At 40.4% G+C, this 23,020-nt stretch carries 17 protein-coding genes and 1 tRNA gene; 9 read left to right on the top strand and 9 right to left on the bottom strand.

The window, feature by feature from the left end; translation table 11 throughout:
• Positions 1–7: 7 nt before the first annotated feature.
• The 4 genes from IE056_RS10090 to IE056_RS10075 are packed head-to-tail and all read right to left on the bottom strand — an operon-like array spanning position 8 to position 5,992.
• Positions 8–1,795, bottom strand: a complete 1,788-nt coding sequence (locus IE056_RS10090) for an exo-beta-N-acetylmuramidase NamZ domain-containing protein (RefSeq protein ID WP_189604593.1) — start codon at positions 1,793–1,795, stop codon at positions 8–10.
• A 15-nt stretch (positions 1,796–1,810) separates the two neighbouring features.
• Positions 1,811–2,749 (bottom strand): N-acetylmuramoyl-L-alanine amidase, encoded by a 939-nt coding sequence (locus IE056_RS10085; RefSeq protein ID WP_189604592.1) that lies wholly within the window; start codon positions 2,747–2,749, stop codon positions 1,811–1,813.
• A gap of 12 nt (positions 2,750–2,761) precedes the next feature.
• Positions 2,762–4,684, bottom strand: coding sequence for a glucosamine-6-phosphate deaminase (nagB, locus tag IE056_RS10080; RefSeq protein ID WP_189604591.1), 1,923 nt, complete (start codon positions 4,682–4,684; stop codon positions 2,762–2,764).
• A 45-nt stretch (positions 4,685–4,729) separates the two neighbouring features.
• Positions 4,730–5,992, bottom strand: a complete 1,263-nt coding sequence (locus IE056_RS10075) for an ROK family transcriptional regulator (protein WP_189604590.1) — start codon at positions 5,990–5,992, stop codon at positions 4,730–4,732.
• A gap of 223 nt (positions 5,993–6,215) precedes the next feature.
• Between IE056_RS10075 and IE056_RS10070 the strand changes: the two genes are divergently transcribed.
• The 4 genes from IE056_RS10070 to dusB all read left to right on the top strand — a co-directional run bounded on the left by IE056_RS10070 (position 6,216) and on the right by dusB (position 14,257).
• A complete protein-coding gene (locus tag IE056_RS10070; RefSeq protein ID WP_189604589.1) occupies positions 6,216–7,385 on the top strand; it encodes an acyltransferase family protein in 1,170 nt (389 codons plus the stop codon).
• Positions 7,386–7,428: 43 nt separating this feature from the next.
• Complete coding sequence (locus IE056_RS10065) at positions 7,429–10,419, top strand: serine hydrolase domain-containing protein (RefSeq protein ID WP_189604588.1); 2,991 nt, start codon at positions 7,429–7,431, stop codon at positions 10,417–10,419.
• A 168-nt stretch (positions 10,420–10,587) separates the two neighbouring features.
• Positions 10,588–12,999 (top strand): outer membrane beta-barrel family protein, encoded by a 2,412-nt coding sequence (locus IE056_RS10060; protein WP_189604587.1) that lies wholly within the window; start codon positions 10,588–10,590, stop codon positions 12,997–12,999.
• A gap of 265 nt (positions 13,000–13,264) precedes the next feature.
• The gene (gene dusB / locus IE056_RS10055) at positions 13,265–14,257 is read left to right on the top strand and encodes a tRNA dihydrouridine synthase DusB (RefSeq protein ID WP_189604586.1); all 993 of its coding nucleotides are present in this window, start codon (positions 13,265–13,267) and stop codon (positions 14,255–14,257) included.
• Here the strand turns inward: dusB and IE056_RS10050 are convergent.
• Together IE056_RS10050 and rbfA are read right to left on the bottom strand one after the other, a co-directional pair.
• Positions 14,254–15,450, bottom strand: coding sequence for an ABC transporter permease (locus IE056_RS10050; RefSeq protein WP_189604585.1), 1,197 nt, complete (start codon positions 15,448–15,450; stop codon positions 14,254–14,256). The two genes, dusB and IE056_RS10050, sit on opposite strands and share 4 nt — an antisense overlap.
• Before the next feature lie 3 nt (positions 15,451–15,453).
• The gene (gene rbfA, locus IE056_RS10045; protein WP_189604584.1) at positions 15,454–15,849 is read right to left on the bottom strand and encodes a 30S ribosome-binding factor RbfA; all 396 of its coding nucleotides are present in this window, start codon (positions 15,847–15,849) and stop codon (positions 15,454–15,456) included.
• Positions 15,850–16,003: 154 nt separating this feature from the next.
• Here rbfA and mce point away from each other — a divergent pair, with 154 nt between their 5' ends.
• Both mce and IE056_RS10035 read left to right on the top strand, forming a co-directional pair.
• On the top strand, positions 16,004–16,408 hold the full coding sequence (gene mce / locus IE056_RS10040; protein WP_189604583.1) for a methylmalonyl-CoA epimerase: 405 nt from the start codon (positions 16,004–16,006) through the stop codon (positions 16,406–16,408).
• Between the two features lie 284 nt (positions 16,409–16,692).
• Positions 16,693–16,766, top strand: a tRNA-Ile gene (locus IE056_RS10035).
• A gap of 232 nt (positions 16,767–16,998) precedes the next feature.
• On the opposite strand, the gene IE056_RS10030 is transcribed toward IE056_RS10035, so the two are convergent.
• Genes IE056_RS10030 through IE056_RS10020 form a run of 3 tightly spaced genes read right to left on the bottom strand, consistent with a single transcriptional unit; the run spans position 16,999 to position 20,077 of the window.
• Positions 16,999–17,808: a hypothetical protein gene (locus tag IE056_RS10030; RefSeq protein WP_189604582.1), complete on the bottom strand. Its 810-nt coding sequence runs from the start codon at positions 17,806–17,808 to the stop codon at positions 16,999–17,001.
• Positions 17,809–17,810: 2 nt separating this feature from the next.
• Positions 17,811–18,944 (bottom strand): AAA family ATPase, encoded by a 1,134-nt coding sequence (locus IE056_RS10025; RefSeq protein ID WP_189604581.1) that lies wholly within the window; start codon positions 18,942–18,944, stop codon positions 17,811–17,813.
• On the bottom strand, positions 18,941–20,077 hold the full coding sequence (locus IE056_RS10020) for a DUF262 domain-containing protein (protein ID WP_189604580.1): 1,137 nt from the start codon (positions 20,075–20,077) through the stop codon (positions 18,941–18,943). Before IE056_RS10020 ends, IE056_RS10025 begins: the two co-directional genes overlap by 4 nt.
• Before the next feature lie 473 nt (positions 20,078–20,550).
• Here IE056_RS10020 and IE056_RS10015 point away from each other — a divergent pair, with 473 nt between their 5' ends.
• The 3 genes from IE056_RS10015 (at position 20,551) to IE056_RS10005 (ending at position 22,898) form a co-directional block, all read left to right on the top strand.
• Complete coding sequence (locus IE056_RS10015) at positions 20,551–21,225, top strand: hypothetical protein (RefSeq protein ID WP_189604579.1); 675 nt, start codon at positions 20,551–20,553, stop codon at positions 21,223–21,225.
• A gap of 123 nt (positions 21,226–21,348) precedes the next feature.
• Positions 21,349–21,639, top strand: coding sequence for a helix-turn-helix transcriptional regulator (locus IE056_RS10010; RefSeq protein WP_189604578.1), 291 nt, complete (start codon positions 21,349–21,351; stop codon positions 21,637–21,639).
• A 35-nt stretch (positions 21,640–21,674) separates the two neighbouring features.
• Positions 21,675–22,898, top strand: a complete 1,224-nt coding sequence (locus tag IE056_RS10005; protein WP_189604577.1) for a primase-helicase family protein — start codon at positions 21,675–21,677, stop codon at positions 22,896–22,898.
• Positions 22,899–23,020: the final 122 nt, after the last annotated feature.

Here is a 23,020-nt window from a genome sequence, read left to right as displayed (position 1 = left end):
TTATAGGTTAATAAAGCAGGTAATTTGATCTTTTTCTTCTGAATTCTTCCAGGTCTTTGTCCCATTTACTGATAATTTCCTCCGGACTTTTTCCTTCATCCAGCTGCTCCCGAACTTCTGAAGTTCCCAATAATCCGTCGATTCTTCCTGTTCGCCATTCAAAATCCTCAGGATATAATTTCTTCAACGCATGCAGAATGTAAATTCCTGCAGCTGCAGATTTAAAAGAATCACGATCTGTAATGATCATTTCTACCCCGTTAACTTCTTCTCCAAGGAACTTTGGGGGATAAATCTGTATGCCATCCACAATGCTATCAGGAACAAAAGTCACCGGGGTGAATTCAACTCCTTTTAACTGGTAACTGTTCAGTTGTTCGCTTAATTGGGTATTGTCTATCCAGGGGGAACCAATTCGTTCAAAAGGGTATTCCGTTCCCCTGGCTTCAGAATAATCAGTGCCTTCCAGCAAGCAGGTTGCCGGGTATACGATGGCGGTTTGAAGGCTTAGCATGTTCGGGGAAGGCTTGATCCATGGAAGCCCAGTTTCATCATACCACTGCTCCCTGCTGTAATTCTGTAGGGGAATCACCGTCAAATCGGCTGTTGGTAGTTGTTGCTCTTCACGCTCTCCATTAAACATCATGGCCAGTTCCCCAACTGTCATTCCGTGGGTAACAGGAATATTTCCTGTACCTGACTCCGGAGCCAGGGCTTTTCCAACCGGTCCGTCAACATATGTGCCGGCGATGGGGTTTGGCCTGTCCAGTACTATAAAAGGGATTCCTGCTTCAGCCGCTGCTTCCTGTGCGTTGAGCATGGTTTTGATATAGGTGTAAAAACGTGCGCCTATATCCTGAATATCAAAAACAAGCACATCAACTTTTTGAAGCATTTTGGGAGTGGGTTTCCTGAGTTTTCCGTAGAGAGAGATTATTGGTAATCCAGTTTTTGGATCGGTTCCATTGGAGACGTGGGTATCTTCTTCTCCCCGAAGTCCGTGTTCAGGGCCAAAAAGCAGGGACAATTCCACATCGGGATGGTTGTGGAGTAGATCTATAAGGTGTTTCCCGTCCGGAAGTAATCCCGTGTGGTTGGTGACCAGTCCTACGCGTTTCCCTTTTACGAGCTGTTCGTATTCCGGTGAAAACAATTGCTCGGCCCCTATTGTAACACGCGGGTTTTCTATGCTTTCTATCTTTTCTCTTAATTGTGGTAGTAATTTATAAAGATCATCTCCCGGGCAGGATGTTTCTGCCTGGTCTTTATGGCTAGAAATTTTGTCTGCAGGAATCTTGTACTTTTCAGCGAGTACTGTGACCAGTTTTTCAAGCTGATTATACTGATTATCGGAGAATTCTTCTTTGTTGAAATTCCCTTCTACAACGACCAGTGCATGGCCGGTTAAATCGTAATCCGTGTTCGAATCGCCTTCGAAATGGATTTCTCTGCCTTCAGCAATGCTTCCATCTGCTGCGATGTAGTAATGATAAGGTACATCTCCCCATGGTTTTTTCGGAGTTATTCCGTCCCCCAGAACTCCTTCGGAATAAGAGAATTGTTGCAGGGCTTTGAGTTTTGCCTCGGTACTTCTTTCCAGGTTCTGATTGGTACCTGTATGGTGAATGGTAATAAATGTGGGAATATGCCGAACCATCTCTGCTGTTCTTGCCGGTTCTGCGTTCCATTGCTTACGGGATATAATTTCCAGATCTTTTATACTGGTTTGTCCAAAAGAGGTAAGACTTAAAAAATGGACAATCAAAAATGTCAAAGAGGAGAAGGTTGTACGCATGGTGGTAGGGTAGGGTTATAAATATTTCCTGTACAAATTATACAGGATCTTAAGATCTTCTTCGGTTAAAACTGCATTTACATCCTTCTGAATAAAATGTAGTTTAAATGCTTTAATGGCCGATTCCAAATCGCTTACATCATAGCCAATGATCCTTAAAGCTATTTCGGGATTAATGCTAAGGGAAAGGCTGTCGCTTTCACTGGCTGTTTCCGAAATCTCTGTTTCGGCTACCTGGAGTTCCCTGATCTCAGAATTATCCTGATTTTCAGTAGAAATACTGTCACCTACAATTTTTGGTGTTACGGCAATGTCATCATACCAGTGACCAAAGCCTTCTTCTGCCAGCCGCTTCCACGGAAAAGTGACATTTGGATCCACTTTTCGGCTGGGGGCAATATCAGAATGCCCAATGAAATTAGCGGTCGGGATTCCGTGCCGTTCCTTTAAAACCTTTAGAAGATCGATAAGGCTTGCTATTTGTTCTTCAGAAAAAGGTTCAAACCCATTGTTATCAAGTTCTATTCCTATGGAAGAAGAATTAAGGTCGGTGTCATTTCCCCATTTTCCCGAGCCTGCATGCCAGCCTCTGTAGTAATCGTTAAGCATCTGGTAGATCTCGCCGTTGTCGCCAATTACATAATGAGAACTCACGGAAGTCCTTTTTAAGGTGAAAGTCTCCAGCGTATGGTCTACCGAATTTTGTGCGGTATGATGTATAATCACAAAGTTGGGCTTTCTCAGGTTAAAATTGGTAGTGCCCACCCAATGCTCCCCGTATTTCAACGGTACTTCACCTTCAGCTTGTTTGGGAGGAAAAGTCCTTAGTTGCTTCGCATATTCTTTTGCCTGTTTTTTATGTTCCCTATTTGTTCTGGAGTAGGGGTTGGATCCGCAGGACATCGAGAGGAACAACAGGGCAAAAACGGAAACAACTAAGAGGACTTTATTCATTCTATTTTTAAATTATTCAAATTTCCATCTTACAAAAGCTTCCATGGCTTCGTAATTTGCCAATCCTAATTTGTCATAATTAACAGCGGTTTCCCTGTTTCTTTCCTGCGCACGTACCCAGAATTCTCTTTCATCATCTCCCGGAAATACAGGGCGATCCTTTTGGGACTGGTGCTGGAAAATGGCATTTTTCTTTCGTTCTACTTCCTGAGGGGAAAGAGGCACGGCCATTTCGATCTCGTGGGTGGCAAATTCATGCCATGCTCCCCTGTACATCCATAACCAGGTTTCCCGGGCCCATTCTTCGGTTTCCCGAAGTCTTTCCATGGCCGCCAGTACTATTTTAAAGCAAACCAGGTGAGTCCCGTGTGGATCTGCAAAATCTCCTGCAGCAAAAATCTGGTGTGGTTTTATCTTCTGAAGTAATTCCACGGTGAGATTAACATCTTTGTCTGTCACCGGGTTTTTCACTGTTTTTCCGGTTTCATAGAACGGAAGTGCCATAAAGTGAATGTTCTTATCTTGAAGCCCTGCAAACCTTGACCCTGCGATGGCTTCTGTTTTCCGGATAAAGGCTTTTACATTCCTTACTTCGGGTAAATCAATTTGATTTGGCTCTTTCTTCTCTATAAAGAGTCGCATCTCTTCATATGTTTTTTCCAACTTGGAAACATCTTCTCCAATACTCCTGTTGAAATCTATGGCGAATTCCACATACCTAAGCACATCGGTATCCCAGACTGCAGTATTTCCGGAAGTTTGGTAAGCCACGTGTACATCATGCCCCTGGTCAACCAGGCGTATGAAGGTACCTCCCATGGAGATCACGTCATCATCGGGGTGTGGGGAAAATATTAAAGATCTTTTATGAGCCGGTTCTTTTCTTTCCGGCCGTTGAGAATCGTCGGCATTGGGTTTACCTCCCGGCCAGCCGGTAATACTGTGCTGAAGTTTGTTAAAAACATCGATATTAATGTTGTAGGCAGGCCCTTTTTCTGTAGCCAGCTGCGCCATTCCGTTGTTGTTGTAATCTTCATCGGTAAGCTTCAGGATGGGTTTGTTCACAGCTCCCGATAGCCAGATCACCGCCTTTTTTATCAATTTATCATCCCACACGCAGTCTTTTACAAGCCATGGTGTGTCAAAACGGGTAAGTTCTGATGCGGCATCTTCATCTAAAACAAACTCGGTATTTTCAGATAGCTGAAGATAAGTGGCAGGAACTTCACTCGATATTTCCCCTTCCACTGCTTTTTTGATGATGGATGCTTTTTTGGTATTCCAGGCCATCAGGATAATTTCCCTGGCTTTGAAAATGGTACCAATTCCCATCGTAATTGCCTTGGTAGGTACATTTTCTTTTCCTCCAAAATCCCTTGAAGCATCGCGTCTTGTAAGATCGTCCAAGGTCACAAGCCTTGTACCTGAATTTGGTGCAGAACCAGGTTCGTTAAAACCAATGTGTCCTGTTCTACCTATCCCGAGTACCTGAAGGTCAAGTCCGCCAAGCGCGCCTATCTTGTTCTCGTAGGCTATACAATATTCAGCGATATCTTCTTTGTCCAGGGTTCCGTCGGGAATATGAATGTTCTCCTTTGGAATATCTATATGGTCAAAAAGGTTCTCATACATGAAGGTGACATAGCTTTGCCTGGAGGTAGGGTTCATTGGGTAATACTCATCCAGGTTGAAGGTGATCACATTTTTGAAGCTCAAACTTTCCTCTTTGTGCATTCTCACCAGTTCTTCATAAACCTCTACTGGAGTGGCTCCTGTAGCAAGTCCGAGAACGGCATTTTCTCCTTGTGCCTGTCTTCTTTTTATCAATGCAGCAATACGATCGGCTACTTTTTTAGAAGCGATATGCTGGTTTTCATAAACAGTTACCGGAACTTTTTCAAAACGTGTCTCTTCGAGAAGATTTAATCTGGCCATAATTTTAATTCAGATAATTTATTATTGATTTTTCCTGATTGGGATCTAAAGATTGTTAGCTAGTGTAATTTGTTTTTCAAAAATGTTCTCCATCACAGTGGCAACAGATCCCAGGAGTACCGAGTCATCTCCCAGCGTGGACAGGGAAATTTTTGTTTTCTCTCTAAGCTGCGCCATACAATAGGTATTCATGGACTGCTGAATTGGAGTGGTGATGAACTTATCTGCATCGGCAAATTTCCCTTCCAGAATAATAAGTTCGGGATTGAAAAGCTGAATTAGAATGGCAATTCCTTTTCCCAGGTTAATACCCACTTCAGATAATATGTTGATAGCAAACTGGTCTCCTTTATTCGCTGCTGCTATAATGGTCTCGGGCTGAAGTCGTTCAATATCTTTTTCAGAAAATTTACTCAATATAGAACTTTCTCCTGCCTTAATTCCTTCTTTCGCCATTCTTGCGAGGGCCATTCCCGAAGCAACGGTTTCCAGGCATCCGCGTTTTCCGCAGTGACAAAGCAAACCGTCATCCACAAGTGGAATATGCCCGAATTCTCCGGCAAAGCCCGAAGATCCCTGGTGCACTTTTCCTTCTATAATGATTCCTAAACCTATACCCCAGTCCATGGAGATCACCAGTACGTTCTTCCGCTGGTTAGCCAACCCAAAATTAAATTCGGCTAAACATGCACTTTTCGCATCATTTAAAATAAACACAGGTTTGCCAAACTTCTTTTTAAGTACCTGCTCAAGGGATTCAGAATCTTCTTCATTCAGGAAATACGTGAAATTCTTTCCTTCCCTGGAAGAAACCAGCCCCGGCATACTTATTCCAATACCCAAAAGATCACTGGAATCTATATCAGATTCTTTTACTAAACTATTCGTGGTTTCAAATAAATGATCCACGATACTTTTTTCCTCTTCTATTTGAAACGGAATATCTTCATATTCCAAAATTTTATTATTGTGGTTGTCAAAAATGGCCATCTTTATCTTGAATCGTTCAAGCTGGATTCCAACTACATAAAAACGTTTTTCCTGAAGCGTATATAAATCGGGCTTTCTTCCCCCGGCAGATTTACCCCGGCCGTCTTTCTTGATCCAGCCTTCTTCAATAAGCTGGTTTAGTAATCTTATAGACGTGGGTGAACTAATATTAAAATGATCACAGATTTCTGTATTTGTCTGTGCCCCCTGGAAATATAAATTCTGAAGGATTTTGATTTTCTGAAGGTGTTTTTTCCGCTCTACATTACTGGAATTCTCCAGCTGTTCTTGTTCAATTAATAATTCCAGGTTTCTCATATTTTTACAAAAAGTGTTGTTTAATATTTTCGAAAGGTAAAATATAAACTTTTTGAAGATTTAAAAATAGATAAAAAACTCTTCTTAAAAAAGACTTTAGTAAAAATTTTATAAAAGATGGTTTATTTAGTAAAAATTTATATTTTTATGCAGCTGTAAATACTGAAATGTTTCGCGATGTTGGGTGCTGCATAAAAATGCCCAGAATAAAATTTATATTAAAATGAGTGTAATTTCCCCTTCCGGAGACATATCAACAACCGGAAATGAAAAATTAACCCGCCAACGATACCTGGCGCTGGATGTTCTTAGAGGTCTAACTATTGCACTTATGATTTTGGTCAACACGCCCGGAAGTTGGAGCACCATTTATGCACCTTTCAAACATGCAGCATGGCATGGATTTACTATTACCGATCTTGTTTTTCCCACCTTTCTTTTTGTTGTAGGAAACGCCATGAGCTTTAGCATGAGGAAATTCAGGGAAAAAGGAGATGCTGTTTTTTTGAAAAAAGTATTCAAAAGAACATTTTTGATCTTCCTTATAGGATTATTTCTCAGTGCTTTTCCTTTTTTCTATAGATCTGGCGGGGAACTGTTGCTAAAGGATTTTTCATCCATGAGAATCATGGGGGTGCTGCAACGCATTGCGCTGTGTTATTTCTTTGCTTCCATAATCGTGAAATATTTCAGGTTGAAAGGCTCCATTATTGCAGGACTGGTTATTCTGTTCGGGTATTGGGGGATCATGTATTGGTTTGGAGATCCTGCGGCTCCCTACAGTCTGGAAGGGAACGCCGCCTTAAAATTTGATCTCTTGTTTATTTCCCCTGAAAATTTATATAAAGGCTTCGGAATTCCTTTCGATCCCGAAGGTTTGCTAAGTACTTTACCGGCCATTGTAAACGTTATTGCTGGGTATGTCGCCGGTGTTTTTATTCAGCGGTTGGGGAATAACCTGAACACGGTCTGGAAACTCGTAGCCGCCGGAATTATTTTTGTGATACTGGGAGAGGCCTGGGATCTTATTTTTCCAATCAACAAACCGATCTGGACAAGTTCCTATGTGTTGTTGACCATAGGTTGGGACCTTATTTTAATTGGTGCGATGATCTGGATTATTGAAGTGGCTTCTTTTAAAAAGTGGACTTACTTCTTTGAGGTCTTCGGGAAGAATCCGTTGTTCATCTTTGTAATGTCCGGGGTATTTGTGATGTTGATGAACATTATATTAATCGGGGATTCCACGATGAAAGGCTGGATTTATCAAAACCTTTATCTTAGCTGGCTAACAGATTATAATGCCTCCTTGTTATTTGCCATTACTTATGTTTTATTGTTGTGGTTGATGGGATACTGGATGGATAAGAAGAAAATATATATTAAAGTGTAACAGGAATACCACCGGGATCTATTTCCGGAAAAACAATTTGAATATGAAAAAAAGATCGTCCTTACTTTTATTACTGGCTGTGCTATTTGGTGTTTTGCCTTCACAGGCTCAGGAATTTTCTCCGGAAAAACCCCCTTTTCAGAAATACCAGAACAGTGCCTGGGTGGACTCAGTGATGACTACCCTGTCGCCCGATGAACGTATTGCCCAGCTCATCATGGTGGCGGCTTACTCCAATAGGGGAGCAGACCATAAAAAGGAGATTCTGAAACTTATTGAGGAACAAAAAATAGGCGGAGTCATATTCTTTCAGGGAGACCCTGCCACGCAGGTCAGGTTGATGAATGACTATCAGGAAGCTTCCAAAGTGCCGTTACTTGGAGCCATCGATGCCGAATGGGGACTGGGAATGCGCCTGGACAACACGATAAATTATCCTTTTCAAATGGCTTTAGGTGCGATTCAGGATAATGAATTACTATATAAAATGGGAGTGGAGGTCGCAAAGCAAATTAAACGTACCGGCCTTCATTTAAATTTTGCGCCGGTGGTTGATGTGAACAACAATCCAAACAATCCTGTGATCAACTACAGGTCTTTTGGAGAAGACAAATTCAATGTGGCCGATAAATCTATTGCCTACATGCGTGGGATGCAGGATGAGCATTTGTTGACCACAGCCAAGCATTTTCCCGGACACGGGGATACCGATACCGATTCTCACTATAGCCTGCCGCAAATAAACCATCCTTTGGTGCGGCTGGATTCGCTGGAATTATATCCATTCAAAAAAATTATGGAAGCAGGAATCGGCGGAGTCATGGTAGCACATCTGGATATCCCTGCGCTGGATACTACAGGAGTTCCTTCCACGCTGTCAAAGCCAATTATTTCAGGACTGCTAAAAGAAACCCTGGGGTTTGAAGGCCTTATCGTGACCGATGCGATGAACATGAAAGGGGTGACCAATGGAAATCTTCCCGGAGTAGTAGATAAAGACGCAATTCTTGCCGGAAATGATTTACTGGAATTTACAGAAGATGTTCCAAAAGCCATTTCGGAGATCAGGAAAGCGATAAACGCCGGATTAATCAGTCAGAAGGAAGTTGACCAACGGGTTAGAAAAATACTTGCTGTCAAGCAATGGGTGGGATTGAACGAGTATGAGCCTGTTTCACCAAAAGATATTATGGATGATGTCAACAATCCCGAAGCTGTGCTGCTCAACAGGAAACTGGTGGAAGCCTCCCTTACGGTTTTAAAGAATGAGAATAATATGCTTCCCATCAGGGAGCTGCATGAATTGAAAATTGCTTCCGTTTCTTTCGGAGCTAAGAAAAAAACAGCTTTTCAGGAAGCCCTGAGTCTGTATGCTGAGGTAAACCATTTCAGGCTTCCCGTAGATGCTTCCGAAGAACGAGTCCAGGAAGTGAGGGAAAAACTGGCTGGTTATGATCTCGTCATTGGAGGTATCCATGACCAGAGTAAATTCCCCCGGAATTCCCTGAAACTGTCTTCCGAAGCACAAGATTTGATTACGGAATTGTCCGGAAAAAAGAACAGCATTTTTACCTTTTTCAAGAATCCGTATGTACTGAATAAGATCGATGGCATAGAGAATTCCGAAGCTTTGATCGTTACCTATCAGGATACTGAAAATGCGCAGGAACTTGCCGCCCAGCTGATCTTTGGTGGCGTTAGTGCCAACGGAAAACTTCCGGTGAGTGTTGGCGATAAATTCAAATCTGGCGACGGACTCGAAGTGCAGGGCGGGATAAGGTTCAGTTACACGCTGCCCGAAGAAGTGGGAATGGATTCAAAGATGCTCAATCACCACATCGATTCTCTAATGAACCAGGCTATTACTGTGAAAGCCACGCCCGGTGGGCAGATATTGGTGGCAAAAGATCAAAAAGTGATCTTTCATAAAGCCTATGGCGAGCATGTATATCACGACACGATCAAGGTTAAAAAAGATGATTTGTACGACCTGGCCTCGGTGACAAAGATCTCTACTTCCATGGCGGCTTTGATGAAATTGTATGAAGAGGACAAATTCGAACTTGACGGCACGCTTGCAGATCATCTTCCGAAGTTTAAAAGATCCAATAAATCAGATATTCCTTTTACCGATATCCTTACGCACCAGGCAAGGTTTCAGCCATGGATCCCTTTCTGGAAAAATACCCTTAGAAAAAACGGGAGCTACCGCTGGTGGACCATCAAAAAAGACTCTTCGGCCAGGTATCCTATAAAGATCACAGAAAATATGTACCTGCACCGCAATTATCCCAACAAGATCGTAAAGGCCATTCGCAAGTCGCCTTTACGGGAAGAGAAGGAGTACGTGTATTCCGATTTTTTTTTCATCCTGGCGCCACGGGTAGTGGAAAGCAGAACGGAGGAAGATTTTCCAACATTTTTAGAAAATAGTTTCTACGGACCACTCGGTGCTACGACCATGGGTTTTAATCCGGAGTATCCAAAAAATAAAATAGTTCCTACAGAGCATGATTATGCATTTCGGCATGAGCCTATCCATGGAACCGTACATGATGAAGGTGCTATTATGCTGGGCGGAGTTTCGGGACATGCAGGGCTTTTTGCCAATGCAAATGATCTTGCCAAACTCCTGCAGATGTATCTGAACATGGGAGAATATGGCGGAAAAAGATATCTCAAGGAAGAAACTTTAAAGAAATTCACAAAACGTCAGTTTCCGGATTCCGATAATTACCGTGCACTGGGATTCGATAAACGCCGGCCAAACAGCAAGGGTGTGGTGAATAACACAGCTCCCGATGCCAGCCAGGCCAGCTTTGGCCATACAGGCTTCACCGGAATAATGGTGTGGATGGATCCCGAAGTAGATCTGTTGTACATTTTTCTATCAAACCGGGTTTCCCCAACCCGTGAAAACCACCGGCTATACCAGCTCGATACCCGTACGGAGATCCAGCAGGTTTTATATGATGCTATGAAAAAGAATGTTCAAAAAACTGATAAAGAAGAAATCGAGGTAAAAGAAGGCTAAGAAAAGCTCCTGTATGGATCCTCTTATGTGAGGATCATTATGTTACCTATCCTTTTTCCTCCCGCAAAAATACGGAGAGGCAGGGCTTCTTTTATATTTTGCCGTTTTGGTAGAAATGTTATATTTGTTTGATTTTGTACCTATTATCAAGCCAACAACCATTTTTACATGACCAATTATTGCCAGCCCCTTCTGTTTACCCTACTCTTTTTATCTTCTGCAGCAGCCATCTCCCAACATAAAGTTCAGGGGAAAGTCCTTGACAAAGCCAGTAATCCTGTGCCTTATGCAAATATAATCCTTCTAAATGCAGATGATTCCACTTCGGTGGTAAAAGGGGCCGTTTCTGAAGAATCTGGTACATTTCATTTCGAAAATATAGCCGCGAATGAGTATCTGGTAAAAGTTTCTTTTGTGGGTTTTGAAGAAATGCTTCGGAAGATTAACGTTTCCAAAGACGAAAATCTGGGGGAATTTATTTTATCTGAAAGTGTTTCTAATCTTGATGAAGTCGCCATCAATGTTAAAAATCCGACAGTCCGGAGAGAAATAGACCGACTCGTTTTTAATGTGGCCAATACCAGCCTTTCCAGCGGAAACACCTGGGATATTCTTCGGCGTACTCCGGGAGTACTGGTGGCAAACGGAAATCTACAGGTGCGCAACCAGGGCGTGCAGGTATACATCAATGACCGGAAAGTCCATTTAACCGCTTCGGAATTGAGGGATCTGCTGGAGAGTTATTCCGCAGAAAATATTCAGTCTATAGAAGTAATTACAAATCCGCCGGCACGTTATGATGCCGAAGGTGGTTCTATTCTAAATATCGTTACTTCAAAAGGGATCACCATTGGGTATAAAGGTAGCGTGAATGCTGCTTTGACACAGGCAATTTTTCCGAAGTACACTTTCGGGACCAGCCATTATTATAAAGCTGACAAACTGAATGTGTTTGCGAATTACAGTTTTAATCCGCGGAAAGAATTTAAAGAAGATGAAAGTTATATAAATTTCATGGACGACCGGGATGTGCTTTCCCGCTGGGAAACAGATTTTGACCGTACTACCAGGTCCAATGCGCATAATGCCAATGTAATTCTGGATTATTACATAGATGACAGGAATACTCTTAGCTTTTCTTCAAATGGACTTTATTCCCCGAACAAAACCTTTGATAATAATGTTTTCACTGATATTTCCAGCATGGCAAACAGCGCTTTTGCCAATTTTCAAACCGTAAGCGGATTAGAAGAAGATCAGTCCAATTTAGGGATGGATCTTGAATACAAACATCAACTGAAAACAGAAGGTGCAGAAATTTCAGCAAAAGGACATTATACAAGGTATGATCAGGATAGATTTCAGGAGGTATCTACAGATTATGAGGATAGCAGCGGAGCACTTATCCAGGAAAATGACTTCTTCACCGAAGCCAAACAACAAATCAATATTTACACAGCTCAGCTGGATTATGTAACTCCACTTGCGGGTACAACTTTTGAAGCCGGGGTGAAAACATCTGTGATTGATTCGGAAAGCGGCATCGACTTTTTTGATGTGGAAAATGGATCAACAGATTATAACGAAACTTTGTCTGATAATTTTCTTTACGACGAGAACATCTTTGCAGGATATGTAAGTGCGGCAAAAGACTGGGAAAGCTGGAGTGTTAAAGCTGGTTTACGCGGGGAATATACCGAGCGGGAAGGGGAATCCCGATCTATGGACCAGGTGCATAACCGGGAATATTTCGAGCTGTTTCCTACTTTTTACCTCATGCATAATCTTTCTGCGAATCACAGCCTTTCTTTCGATTACAGCCGAAGGATACAACGGCCACGTTACGAAAGCCTCAATCCTTTCAGATATTTTCTCAACGAAAATAATTTCAACTCCGGAAATCCGAATTTAAGGGCAGCCATCAGTGATAATTTCAACCTGAATTACACCCTGAAAAGCGCTTATTTTTTTGATCTTTATTACCGGGACAATGGGCCTTCCACACAGGTGCTCAGTTTTCAGGACAATGATAACCGCACAATTCGAAATGTAAGTGTAAATCTCCTGGAGAGTGTTTCTTACGGACTGGATGTTAGTCATGGCAGATCGTTAACAGATTTCTGGTATACCTATGGATATTTTTCTCTTTTCCACGAGGAACAAACCTTTATGGCTTTAGAAAGCGGAAACGTGCCCGTGGATATTGCAATAGATGGTTTTCTGGGAAGCTGGTATAACAGCTTTACCCTCTCCAAAGACGGGACTTTTACGGGAGAACTTAGTCTTACCTACGTTTCAGATTACATTACAGGTTCCTATAATTTTGATCCCATGACCACACTTTCCATTGGCTTCAGAAAATCACTCTGGAACAACAGGGCGGAATTGACACTAAATCTTGAAGATATTCTTGACGAAACCAACACCTGGCTTCGATCCAGCTATCTCAATCAGGATAACGGATTCTTCGCGCAGCCGGAATCCAGATATGTACGTGTAGGATTTAAATATAACTTCGGAAACTTCAGGCTTAGCGACAATCAGCGTAACGTACAGGCAGAAGAGAGGGATAGGCTTTAATCCCCCCTCACCCCCAAAGGGAGAATTTCTTTGTGGCACGTGAAAAGTAATAACGCATGCGTTTCGAACAAAATATTCATTAGAAGTTGCATTTGCACCCCTCCTTTCAAAGAAGGGGTGGCCGCAGGCCGGGGTGGTTCTCTAAAGGATTTTCAATTTTTTATTCCCCAATTACCATGATGTTTTTAAGTATTCCACTCCTTTAGAGAGGGGTTAGGGGTGAGAATTTTTTTGTATTTTTGCAACCCTTTAAAAAACAAACGTTTTGGCAAAAATAGGAAACATAGATGTAGGAGACTTCCCGTTGCTGTTGGCACCCATGGAAGATGTGAGCGATCCGCCGTTTCGCGCTTTGTGTAAAGAGCAGGGAGCAGATGTGGTTTATACCGAATTTATCTCTTCGGAAGGCCTTATTCGCGATGCTGCCAAAAGTGTGATGAAACTCGATATTTACGAGAAAGAGCGACCTGTAGGGATTCAGATTTTTGGTGCAAACCTGGAATCTATGCTGCAATCGGTGGAGATCGTGGAGAAATCGGGGCCCGATATTATTGATATCAATTTCGGTTGTCCGGTGAAAAAAGTAGTTTCCAAAGGCGCCGGAGCGGGAATTCTAAAGGATATTCCGTTGATGGTTTCGTTGACCGAAGCCATGGTAAAACACACCAACTTACCTATTACTGTGAAGACCCGGCTGGGCTGGGATTCAGATTCCATCAAAATAGTCGAGGTAGCCGAAAGGCTTCAGGATGTTGGCGCCAGCGCCATTTCCATTCACGGGCGTACCCGCGTACAAATGTATAAGGGAGAGGCTAACTGGGCTCCAATTGCCGAAGTAAAGAACAATCCGCGGATGCATATTCCGGTGTTCGGAAACGGAGACGTAGATACTCCCGAAAAAGCGATGGAAATGCGTGATAAATTCGGATTGGACGGGGCAATGATTGGCCGTGCCAGTATCGGTTATCCGTGGTTTTTCAGGGAAGTGAAGCATTATTTCGAAACGGGTGAACATCTTGCTCAACCAACGATGGAAGAACGCCTGGATGCCGCCCGCAGGCATTTACAAATGGCCATAGACTGGAAAGGGGAAAAGCTGGGGGTTTTTGAAACCCGAAGGCATTATACCAATTACTTTAAAGGCATACCGCACTTCAAAGATTACAGACAAAAAATGGTTACCAGCGACGATGCTGCCGATGTTTTTGCAGCCTTTGATGAGGTAGAAAAAGAATTTGCGGGATACGAATTTGTTTAAGCCAGTGCTTTTTTACTTCGGCTTGCCGCAATATAGGAAGCGATAATTCCCAGGGTCGAGATCGTAAGCATTACCACGATGATATTTTCCCAGGTGATCGCCACGGGATATGCAAGGCTTGGGGTGATCATTACAAGATCAAATTTCAGCTGCAGGAAAACGAGCAGGATGGAGCAGATCAATCCTATCGCTCCGCCCAGCAGGGTCATAAAAACTCCCTGTCCAAAAAAAATGTTTTTGATCTGATTAGGTGAGGCGCCAAGGCTGTAAAGCGTTTTGATGTTTTCCCGTTTATCCAGAATCACCATAATAATGGAACCTACCACGTTAAAAAGCGCTATAATAAGCACCAGCGTAAAGATGAGGTACACCGCAAGGTTTTCGGTGTTCAGCATTTTGTACAGCGCATCATTCAGTTGTGCCCTGTTTTTGATTTGGACCCCGTCATCTAGAACAGCAGTAATAGCCTGTTTTACCTTATCTGAATTGGCAGTTGGTAAGAGTTTGATCTCAATTCCGGTGATCTGGTCCTCGTCTAGGGAAAGCAGATTTCTGGCAAATCCTATGGAAGAAAACACGAATTTATCATCCAGTTCTTCATTCACGTTAAAGATCCCCGATACCACGGTATATTCAGAATTAAAAGCATCGGTAGGGTTCAGCACCTGACCCGTTCCCGGTTTGGGAACCAGGATTTCCAGGAGGTTGTTATAATCAAAAGCCCCTACCGAAAGATCGCGGGAAATGGTATTTCCAATGACCACCTGTTGTTCGGAATCGGCAAACCAGGTACCATACACAATAGCGCTGTCCAGCTGATTTACATTTCGGTAATTCTCATCGACCCCTTTAATAAAAGCTGTTTTATTCTTGTTTTTGAAATCAAGAAATACTCGTTCTTCTACTACTTCTGAAAATTCCGCAATTCCTTCAATTTCTGAAAAAGCCGCTCTTTCTTCAGCAGTAAAACTGAAATTCTTTCCCGTTTCCGGAAGAACTTTAAGATCGGGATCAAATTTATTGGAATAGGAAAGGCTGAATTCTTTAAGGCCGGCAAAGCCCGAAAGCACAATAAATAAAGAAAAAGACCCCGCAAACACGCCAATGGCAGCAATAATGGTAATGATATTTATCGCATTGCTGCTGCTTTTGGAAAATAAATATCGCCTGGCGATGTAAAAGGGGAAATTCAAGCCTTAGGATTTTTTCCTGCGGGAAAGAAGGTCCCGGTCTTCGATGGGGTTTTCTTCGCCTTTAAGAGATTTGTCGATCTTTTCAATGTATTCCAGGGAATCATCTATATAGAAAAGAAGCTCGGGCATCCTGCGTAATTGATTTCGGGTGCGTCGTGCGAGCTCGTGCCGTATCTGCGGCTTTAAAATATTCAGTTCCTTTAAAATATCGGCTGCATTTTTCGAAGGAAAAATACTTAAATAAGCTTTTGCCTGGCCAAGATCACTGGTGACCTTTACCTTGGAAACCGAAATTAATATTCCCGTCACTCCTGCATCTCTCAAATGAGCCTGAAGGATCTCTGCCAGATCCTCCTGTAAGACTCCTCCAATTTTTTTCTGTCTGTTCGTTTCTTCCATGGTACAAAAATAGTACAATTAAATTTGAATATGTTTAAATTCGTCTTAGGATAGGTTTTGGCAGTTTGTAATGAGATTAGCCTTATAAAAATAGCCAAAATCTGAAAATCAAATTCTAAATTTCAAAAGAAAACAGATAACCGAAAACCAATAAATGAAAAAAATAGAACACATAGGAATAGCCGTTAAAGACCTTGAAACGGCAAATAAAACTTATGAAGCTTTGCTGAACACTTCCTGTTATAAAACGGAAGCTGTGGAAAGTGAAGGGGTGGAAACTGCCTTTTTCAGGACCGGGGAAAGCAAAATTGAATTACTGGCGGCTACCAGGGAAGAAAGTCCCATTGCAAAATTCATTGCAAAAAAAGGCGAAGGCATCCATCATATCGCCTTTGCTGTAGATGATATTCAAGTAGAGATCAACAGGTTAAAAGGAGAAGGTTTTGTAGTGCTGAATGAAGAACCTAAAAAAGGAGCCGACAATAAACTGGTGGCTTTCCTGCACCCCAAATCCTCTAATGGGGTTTTAGTAGAATTGTGCCAGGAGATTCCGGCATAAGAAATGGCTGAAAAATCCATAGAAAATTCATTCTGAACCTGTTTCAGAATCTTATTCATCGAATGTTCGATATTTAGTAGCACCTGAAATTTTTGAAGCTTGAAGATAAGAGGCATCAACCAGGCTTTTGCAGCTTATCAAAACTTCTGATTATAAACAGGAAACATAAACCTATCGAAAATAAACTGAATAAACTGTCTGGTGATAAATAAAAATAAAAAGAAATTGTTTGCTGCGTAAAATAGATTTATCTAAATTTGCGCCCTCATAACACCACATGAGCCGGTCCTATAGCTCAGCTGGTTAGAGCACCTGACTCATAATCAGGTGGTCCCTGGTTCGAGTCCAGGTGGGACCACGCTAGTAAAGACAAGGCCTCCGAGAAATCGGAGGCCTTGTTGTTTTTAGACGGGTACAACATAGGTACAACAAAAGTGACTTGTTTTAACCTCAACTTTTTAGGAGTTAACCTCGTTAGACTTGAGTAAGAATAATTAACAGTAGATATAACTGAGTCCTATGACGTTAATTTGCTGAAAACAGACTTCAATAAAACTTCTCTTATTAACGAGAAGCAATAAGGTTGAAGATTATTTTATACAATCCTTGATGCTTTTGCTCTCGTTCGCATTTTCTGGGTTAAGTTGACCGAAAAGGTTAGCTTCCCCCAAATGAATTTTTCCGTCAGAGCTAAATACTTCATAATGCGCCTTATTGTCTTTATGATAATAATCAAAATACCAGAATTGGCCAGTTATTTTGCACTGGTATATTCTTTGCTTTCTCCACCGATATGGAGTAGGTTTAAATTTAGTTTGATCGTGTAGTGTGAATTGGTCATTGTCAAACTTTCTTAGCCAAGTAATAAAATCACAGTCACTAAAGGCGTACGGGAGTTTGTGTAAAACAGGGTAAACGGGATCTTGTAAAGAGTCTTTTATAATGTTAAGTTCATGATTTTGTTCTGATAGATGGTTCGCAAGAGTAAAAACTATGGTGTTCTCGTCTTTTTGTTGCAGAATATCTAAGGCTTTTATTAAAATTGGAGGAGCTATACCATTAATATTGTTGGAATTCCAGAGATAAAAGATGTATTCCGGATTTTTTATTTTTCTAGTTGAAACATCTAAGCTGTAGGAGCTGACAATTTTTCGTAGTATTTTTTGTATATCATCTTTTTGTTCTTGTTCTTCTACAAATGCATTAACAAGACCCAAGAACTCTTTCACGTTTTCTGAATCATAGAAGAATGTAAAGGATCTACCTTTTAATTGTTGCTTAACGTGTAAAACTTCTTTAATTAAAAGAATAAATGAATTATAGTCATATAGAAAATAACCATCTAAATAATCGTCTGGAATTTCAGCAGTGGGAAAAAACAAGAAAATATTAAAATGCATGCTTAAAATCCTAACAAGTAGCTGAGATCCTCATCGGCTTGGTCAAAAAAATCTTTTGGTTGTTTGCCAAGTTTACCGTTTTCCCTAATTTCTATCATATCAGAATGGGTAGAATGTTCCTCTTCATTTCTAGTAAAATGGTGAAATTTTATCTTTTCCTTATTTATGCCTTTTCCTTCTCGCTCAAATCTTTTGGAAGCAACTAGAATACCATTGATTATATGATCGCTATGAGTTTCTAAAAGTATTTGAAGGCCGTTTTGTGCTGCTATGGAAATGAGTTGTGCTAACTTTGATTGACTCCTTGGGTGGAGATGGGCTTCTGGATTTTCTATGATAATTAGACTGTTTTTTTCACCGGCCAGTAGAGAAACAATTATCGGTAGTGCATAGCTTAATCCGAATCCAACATTTTCTGCTAAGAATTCGTCAGTTGAGGAAATATCATTAGGCTTATTGAAACTGTACTTCAGTGAATACGATCTTTCATTACTAATCGGGCTTATGTTGACATTGGGACTTATTTCTCTTTCCCAAGCCGTTGTCTGATTTAAAAGATCCTTTAGATTTTCAGAAGGATGAATTAAATCGTCGAATTTTACCTCTAATCTTTTCCCCCAGTAACTAAGGAAATGAGGAGTTAATTCTCCTTGTCCTTTTGCAATTGACATTTGCCGTTTAGTTTCCACTAGTAGTGTGTCGTTAGGATAAGAACTTTTAGGTGCTAACCGAGCAGCACTTAAGTACTGAAAATTATTGCTGAAAAGGTGCAAATCCTGATAATTACCATCAGGTTTATTTGCAATGGGTATGAATGTTTTACTCAGGTCATTAGTCTCAGGTTTAAAAGACCAGGTGTAGTTGCTTTTGCCGCTCACTAGAGAAAAGGAAATAAATTCCTCTTTGGCATACTGATACATTGCATCTGAAATGCTACCAATTTCACAGTGTGGTTTATTCAACTCTAGGCCTTGATCTAGTACATTTTTCTCGAAAGACTGTCTTAATAACAATAAAGATTGAAAAACAGATGACTTACCTACTCCGTTAATTCCTGTAAAGACATTTAAATTAGATAAATCCAAAACAGTTTTTGAATGGGATTTAAAGTTTTCTATACGGATTTGTTCTATCATTCTAGAGTTTCATTAATTATTCTTTGAATTTCTTTAAATCTTATATTGACATTTTCTTTTTGTCCCGTGCCAGAAGATATTGCTTTATAAAATCGATCAGAATTATTCAATTCAATGAATTTTGTCCTAAAAATTCCAGCTTTACTCCTTAGTTTTTCCCTTTGTTCTATCGATAATTTTGCAAAAGAAACACTGATAGCCTCAAATATAGCTTTATTTAAAGGTTTACGACGATCGTTTTCATGAAAGCGTTTTCTAAAGGCATCCTCTTTAAATATCTCCCAAGCTAAATTCATCGATTTTTTAAAAGAGTTTTTTAAATTTTTTATTCCCTCACTATCCAATTTATCAATTTCGGCCATTCCTTTGGTCATGAAGCTATCTAGGTCGGGTTGATATTTTTCGCTCGGGATCAGATAAAATGAAACGAATCTTGTAGTAAAATCTCTATCTTCCATTCTCATGGCTTTAATCTTATTACAAGTAGCTTTTTTAAATTCCGAAAGATTCGCTAGACTTGCCACTGTATCGGCAGGTTTTCCCTGATTTAAGGCATGCCTAATTTCCTGTGGAGTTAAAATCAAACCTTGAGTGTTTATCCTTTTGAAAATATTGAATTTAACCTCCTTTGGAGTACCTCGTTCAATAACATATATAGTAAGAGGAGTAGTTTTTATTCTACGATGTATATCTCTTGGCAGCTCATCGTAGGCTAGTCCTTCGAATTGGTGTAAGAATTCGAGGTTTGTTAGCGTTATAGATTTTTTAATAACGAATTCCTTTATTACTGAACAACGCTGCAGACCATCAATTACTTCCCAATAATTTTCATTTTTTTCATCAAAATAAAAAGCAGGTAGAGGAAGCTTAAGAAAAATAGATTCCATAAGCCGGCTCATTTGAGTAATTGTCCAAAGCCCTTCTTTTCTTTGAAAAGCCGTTTGAAAATTCAATTCATTATGCTCAATGCGATCGATCAATGCACCAAGTGTAAAAGGATGGTTCCTTATTTTGATTAAGTTAGGATCAAAAGGAACCTCAATTGATACGTTTTCTTCATTAGTGATTTCTATATCATCCTTAGTCTTAATTGCATGATCATTCCACAGCTGTTCCATTTTTATTTTCTTCACTTAATTATCTGCAAATTTAAAATTCTATTTTATAATTAATGTTCTAATAGTAGTATAAACCAATTTTAAAAGATTACTAGAACCCGTACTCAGTGTCTGATTTGATTTAGTACCATTATCGTTGATAGTACAAAAGATGGAAATATTACAGTTTTTAAATTCAAGAACAAAACCATTTCTTTCGTTAAAATGTTTCATCTGAAAAATTATGATAAGAATTTTCAGTTTTAAATATCGTTTTGTGTCACTTGGCCAGATGAAGGGAGCATTTTTTCTAAAATATTGACAAGGTATTGCTAATATTTTTGATTTTCACCGTCATTCAGGTTATTATCTACTTTCCGAATTAGAAGTAGGTGTTGTGAAAAAGTGAATATCCCTACGTTTTATCAAGAACGATTTAGGCATAATTTTCTTCACTTTTCCAATACTTTTCTTTTAGTTATATTTAAAAGGCTGAAACAGACTCTGAAATGGAAAAATTTATTCTAAATGCCGGAAAAGTATTGGCCAGATGGAGGTCGGGAATAAATTATTTTTTAGAGGAGAAGGTGCAGAATAGTTCTACCAACCTTATTCTCTTTATCCTTTCCATTTTTACTGTATTTCTTGTAAGCTTTAGCTTCATTTTCGGCCCAGGGTCTATCACTGAAAACTTTCCCGTTTTCCTGTTTTTATTAATTGTAATGATTTTGGTTCTGGTTTGGGTGGCAGTATTCTATGAATCGGAAAAGCATTTAGAAACCGAGCGTCACGATTTTCGGTTAATACCACTTAAGAACTTACAAGTAAGGTATGAACTCCTCAACCTGGACAAAGAATCAAAAGAGCAACTCATCAGGTTGATAAAAGGATTGCGGGTAAGGAAAAAGATCAATTTCACGATAGGCAACAAAAGTGGTGACTCCGCAAACCATCGTGTTCTTTTCGTCCTGTTCGATGAACTGGTAGTAGGAGGTGTCCAGGATCTTACCGGGGAGCGGAAACGCAACTTTTTCAATTTACTCATGGATTCTTTCTTAATGAACAATGAACCGCTAAAAGAAAACACCTTAAAAACCAGTTTTTCCGCCTGGAAAAGCGATCAGGAAAAGATTAATTCCCGCAATCAGCGAAAGCTGGTCCGGCAGATGCTCGGAATAGAATAATTATAGCGTAATCTTCTTTTTATTTCAATTATCCTATTGATTTATAGGTATTTGCTTTCCTAAGTTTGTCTTGCGCAAAATGTAAAAGGCCTTTTACTCATTTCTAATTTTTATACTATAGTTATGAATGAGCAAGAACAAGTGGTGGGTTTATTAGAAGATATTAAAGTACTTCTTTCCCACACCAAGAAAGTAATGAATGTGGAAGATCTGGCACAATATACCGGACTCTCCAAAAGCAAGATTTATAAGCTCACCCATTTGAAGCTTATCCCTACCGGCAATAATCCGAATATTCGTCAGAAGTTTTTTGACAAGGATAAGATTGACGCCTGGTTGTTAGGGGAGCCCAACCTTTCTGATGAATTCCTTGAGCATCAATTCAACCAAAGTTTATTCAATAACCGGAAGTAAGTTTTTCACTTACACTAATCCTAAAGAATCTTAAGATGAAAAAGTCACCTTATATCCGTGTGGGTACCAGCTATTATAAAATAGTAGCAATGCCCAGTATTGCCGGGAATTTTAATGAAGCTTTGGTTCCCTGGAATATCGAGACACTGCGGCAGGACCATGGCAAAAGTTTTATTGGAAGAATTAACAAATTTGACGGCTTTACCTGTATTCCCAGTCATAAGGATTTCAGGCAGGTACATCATGGGTTTTACAATACCTATTCTCCTTTGCCTCATACCCCGCAGGAAGGAAAGATCGAAATTTCCCTACGTTTCCTGAATCATATCTTCGGTAGCCAGGTTGAGCTGGGGCTTGATTATTTACAGTTATTATATTCAAGACCGCTCCAGATGTTACCCATACTCTGCTTAGTCTCCAGGGAAAGGGTTACGGGTAAGACAACCTTCCTCAAATGGCTTAAAGCTATTTTTGATAATAACCTTACTTACCTCACCAATGATAATTTCAGTAGCCAGTTTAATGCGGATTGGGCCAACAAACTTCTTATATGTATTGATGAAGTGCTGTTCAATAAGGAAGAGCTTACCGAACGGATCAAATATTTAAGTACTACCGATTTCAATAAATTGGAGGCTAAAGGCAAAGACAAGCGCGAGGTGGAATTCTTCAGCAAATTTATTCTCTGTAGCAACAATGAAGATAGCTTTATTAAAATCGATAGTGAGGAAACACGATTTTGGGTCTTAAAAATCCCTTCCCTGGAAAAAGAAGAAACACATTTTTTAGAGGATCTGAGAGAAGAGATTCCGGCATTTCTTTACTACCTGGAAAAGCGTCAGCTATCTTCTAAACATAGTACAAGGATGTGGTTTACCCCGGAAGAGGTACGCACCGATGCTTTGGCAAATCTGATGCAAAATAACCAAAACCGTGTGGAAAAGGAATTGGCGAGTGTGATTTTAAGTCTTATGGAAACTTATGAAGTGGACGAAGTAGATATTTGTCCCATGGATGCTTTGCATGTATTAAATCGGACCCGGATTAGAACCGACCTCACCCAGCTGCGGCAGATCTTGAAAAGGGACTGGAAACTAAGCAACCAGGACAACTCCCTGAGCTATCAGAAAATGACCATTTGGCTGGAAGGTGGACTGGGAATGATCCCTGCAAAGGGACGATATTATACCATTAAAAAAGACTTTTTACTGCAGCGCTTCGGGGAAAACCAGAAGATTCGGGAAATGATGCATAATTGATACGTCTTGGGAAGGTAGGGTTTTAAAGGTTTTTCCACCACAAAATCATCATTCCCGGTCATCCCGGAAGGATCATACTACAAAACAGCTTTAGGTTATTTCTTTTTTTTTGATGAATGATG

It is taken from the genome of Salinimicrobium marinum (genome assembly GCF_014651535.1).
GTDB lineage: Bacteria > Bacteroidota > Bacteroidia > Flavobacteriales > Flavobacteriaceae > Salinimicrobium > Salinimicrobium marinum.
This window is presented reverse-complemented; position numbering and strand designations above follow the sequence as displayed.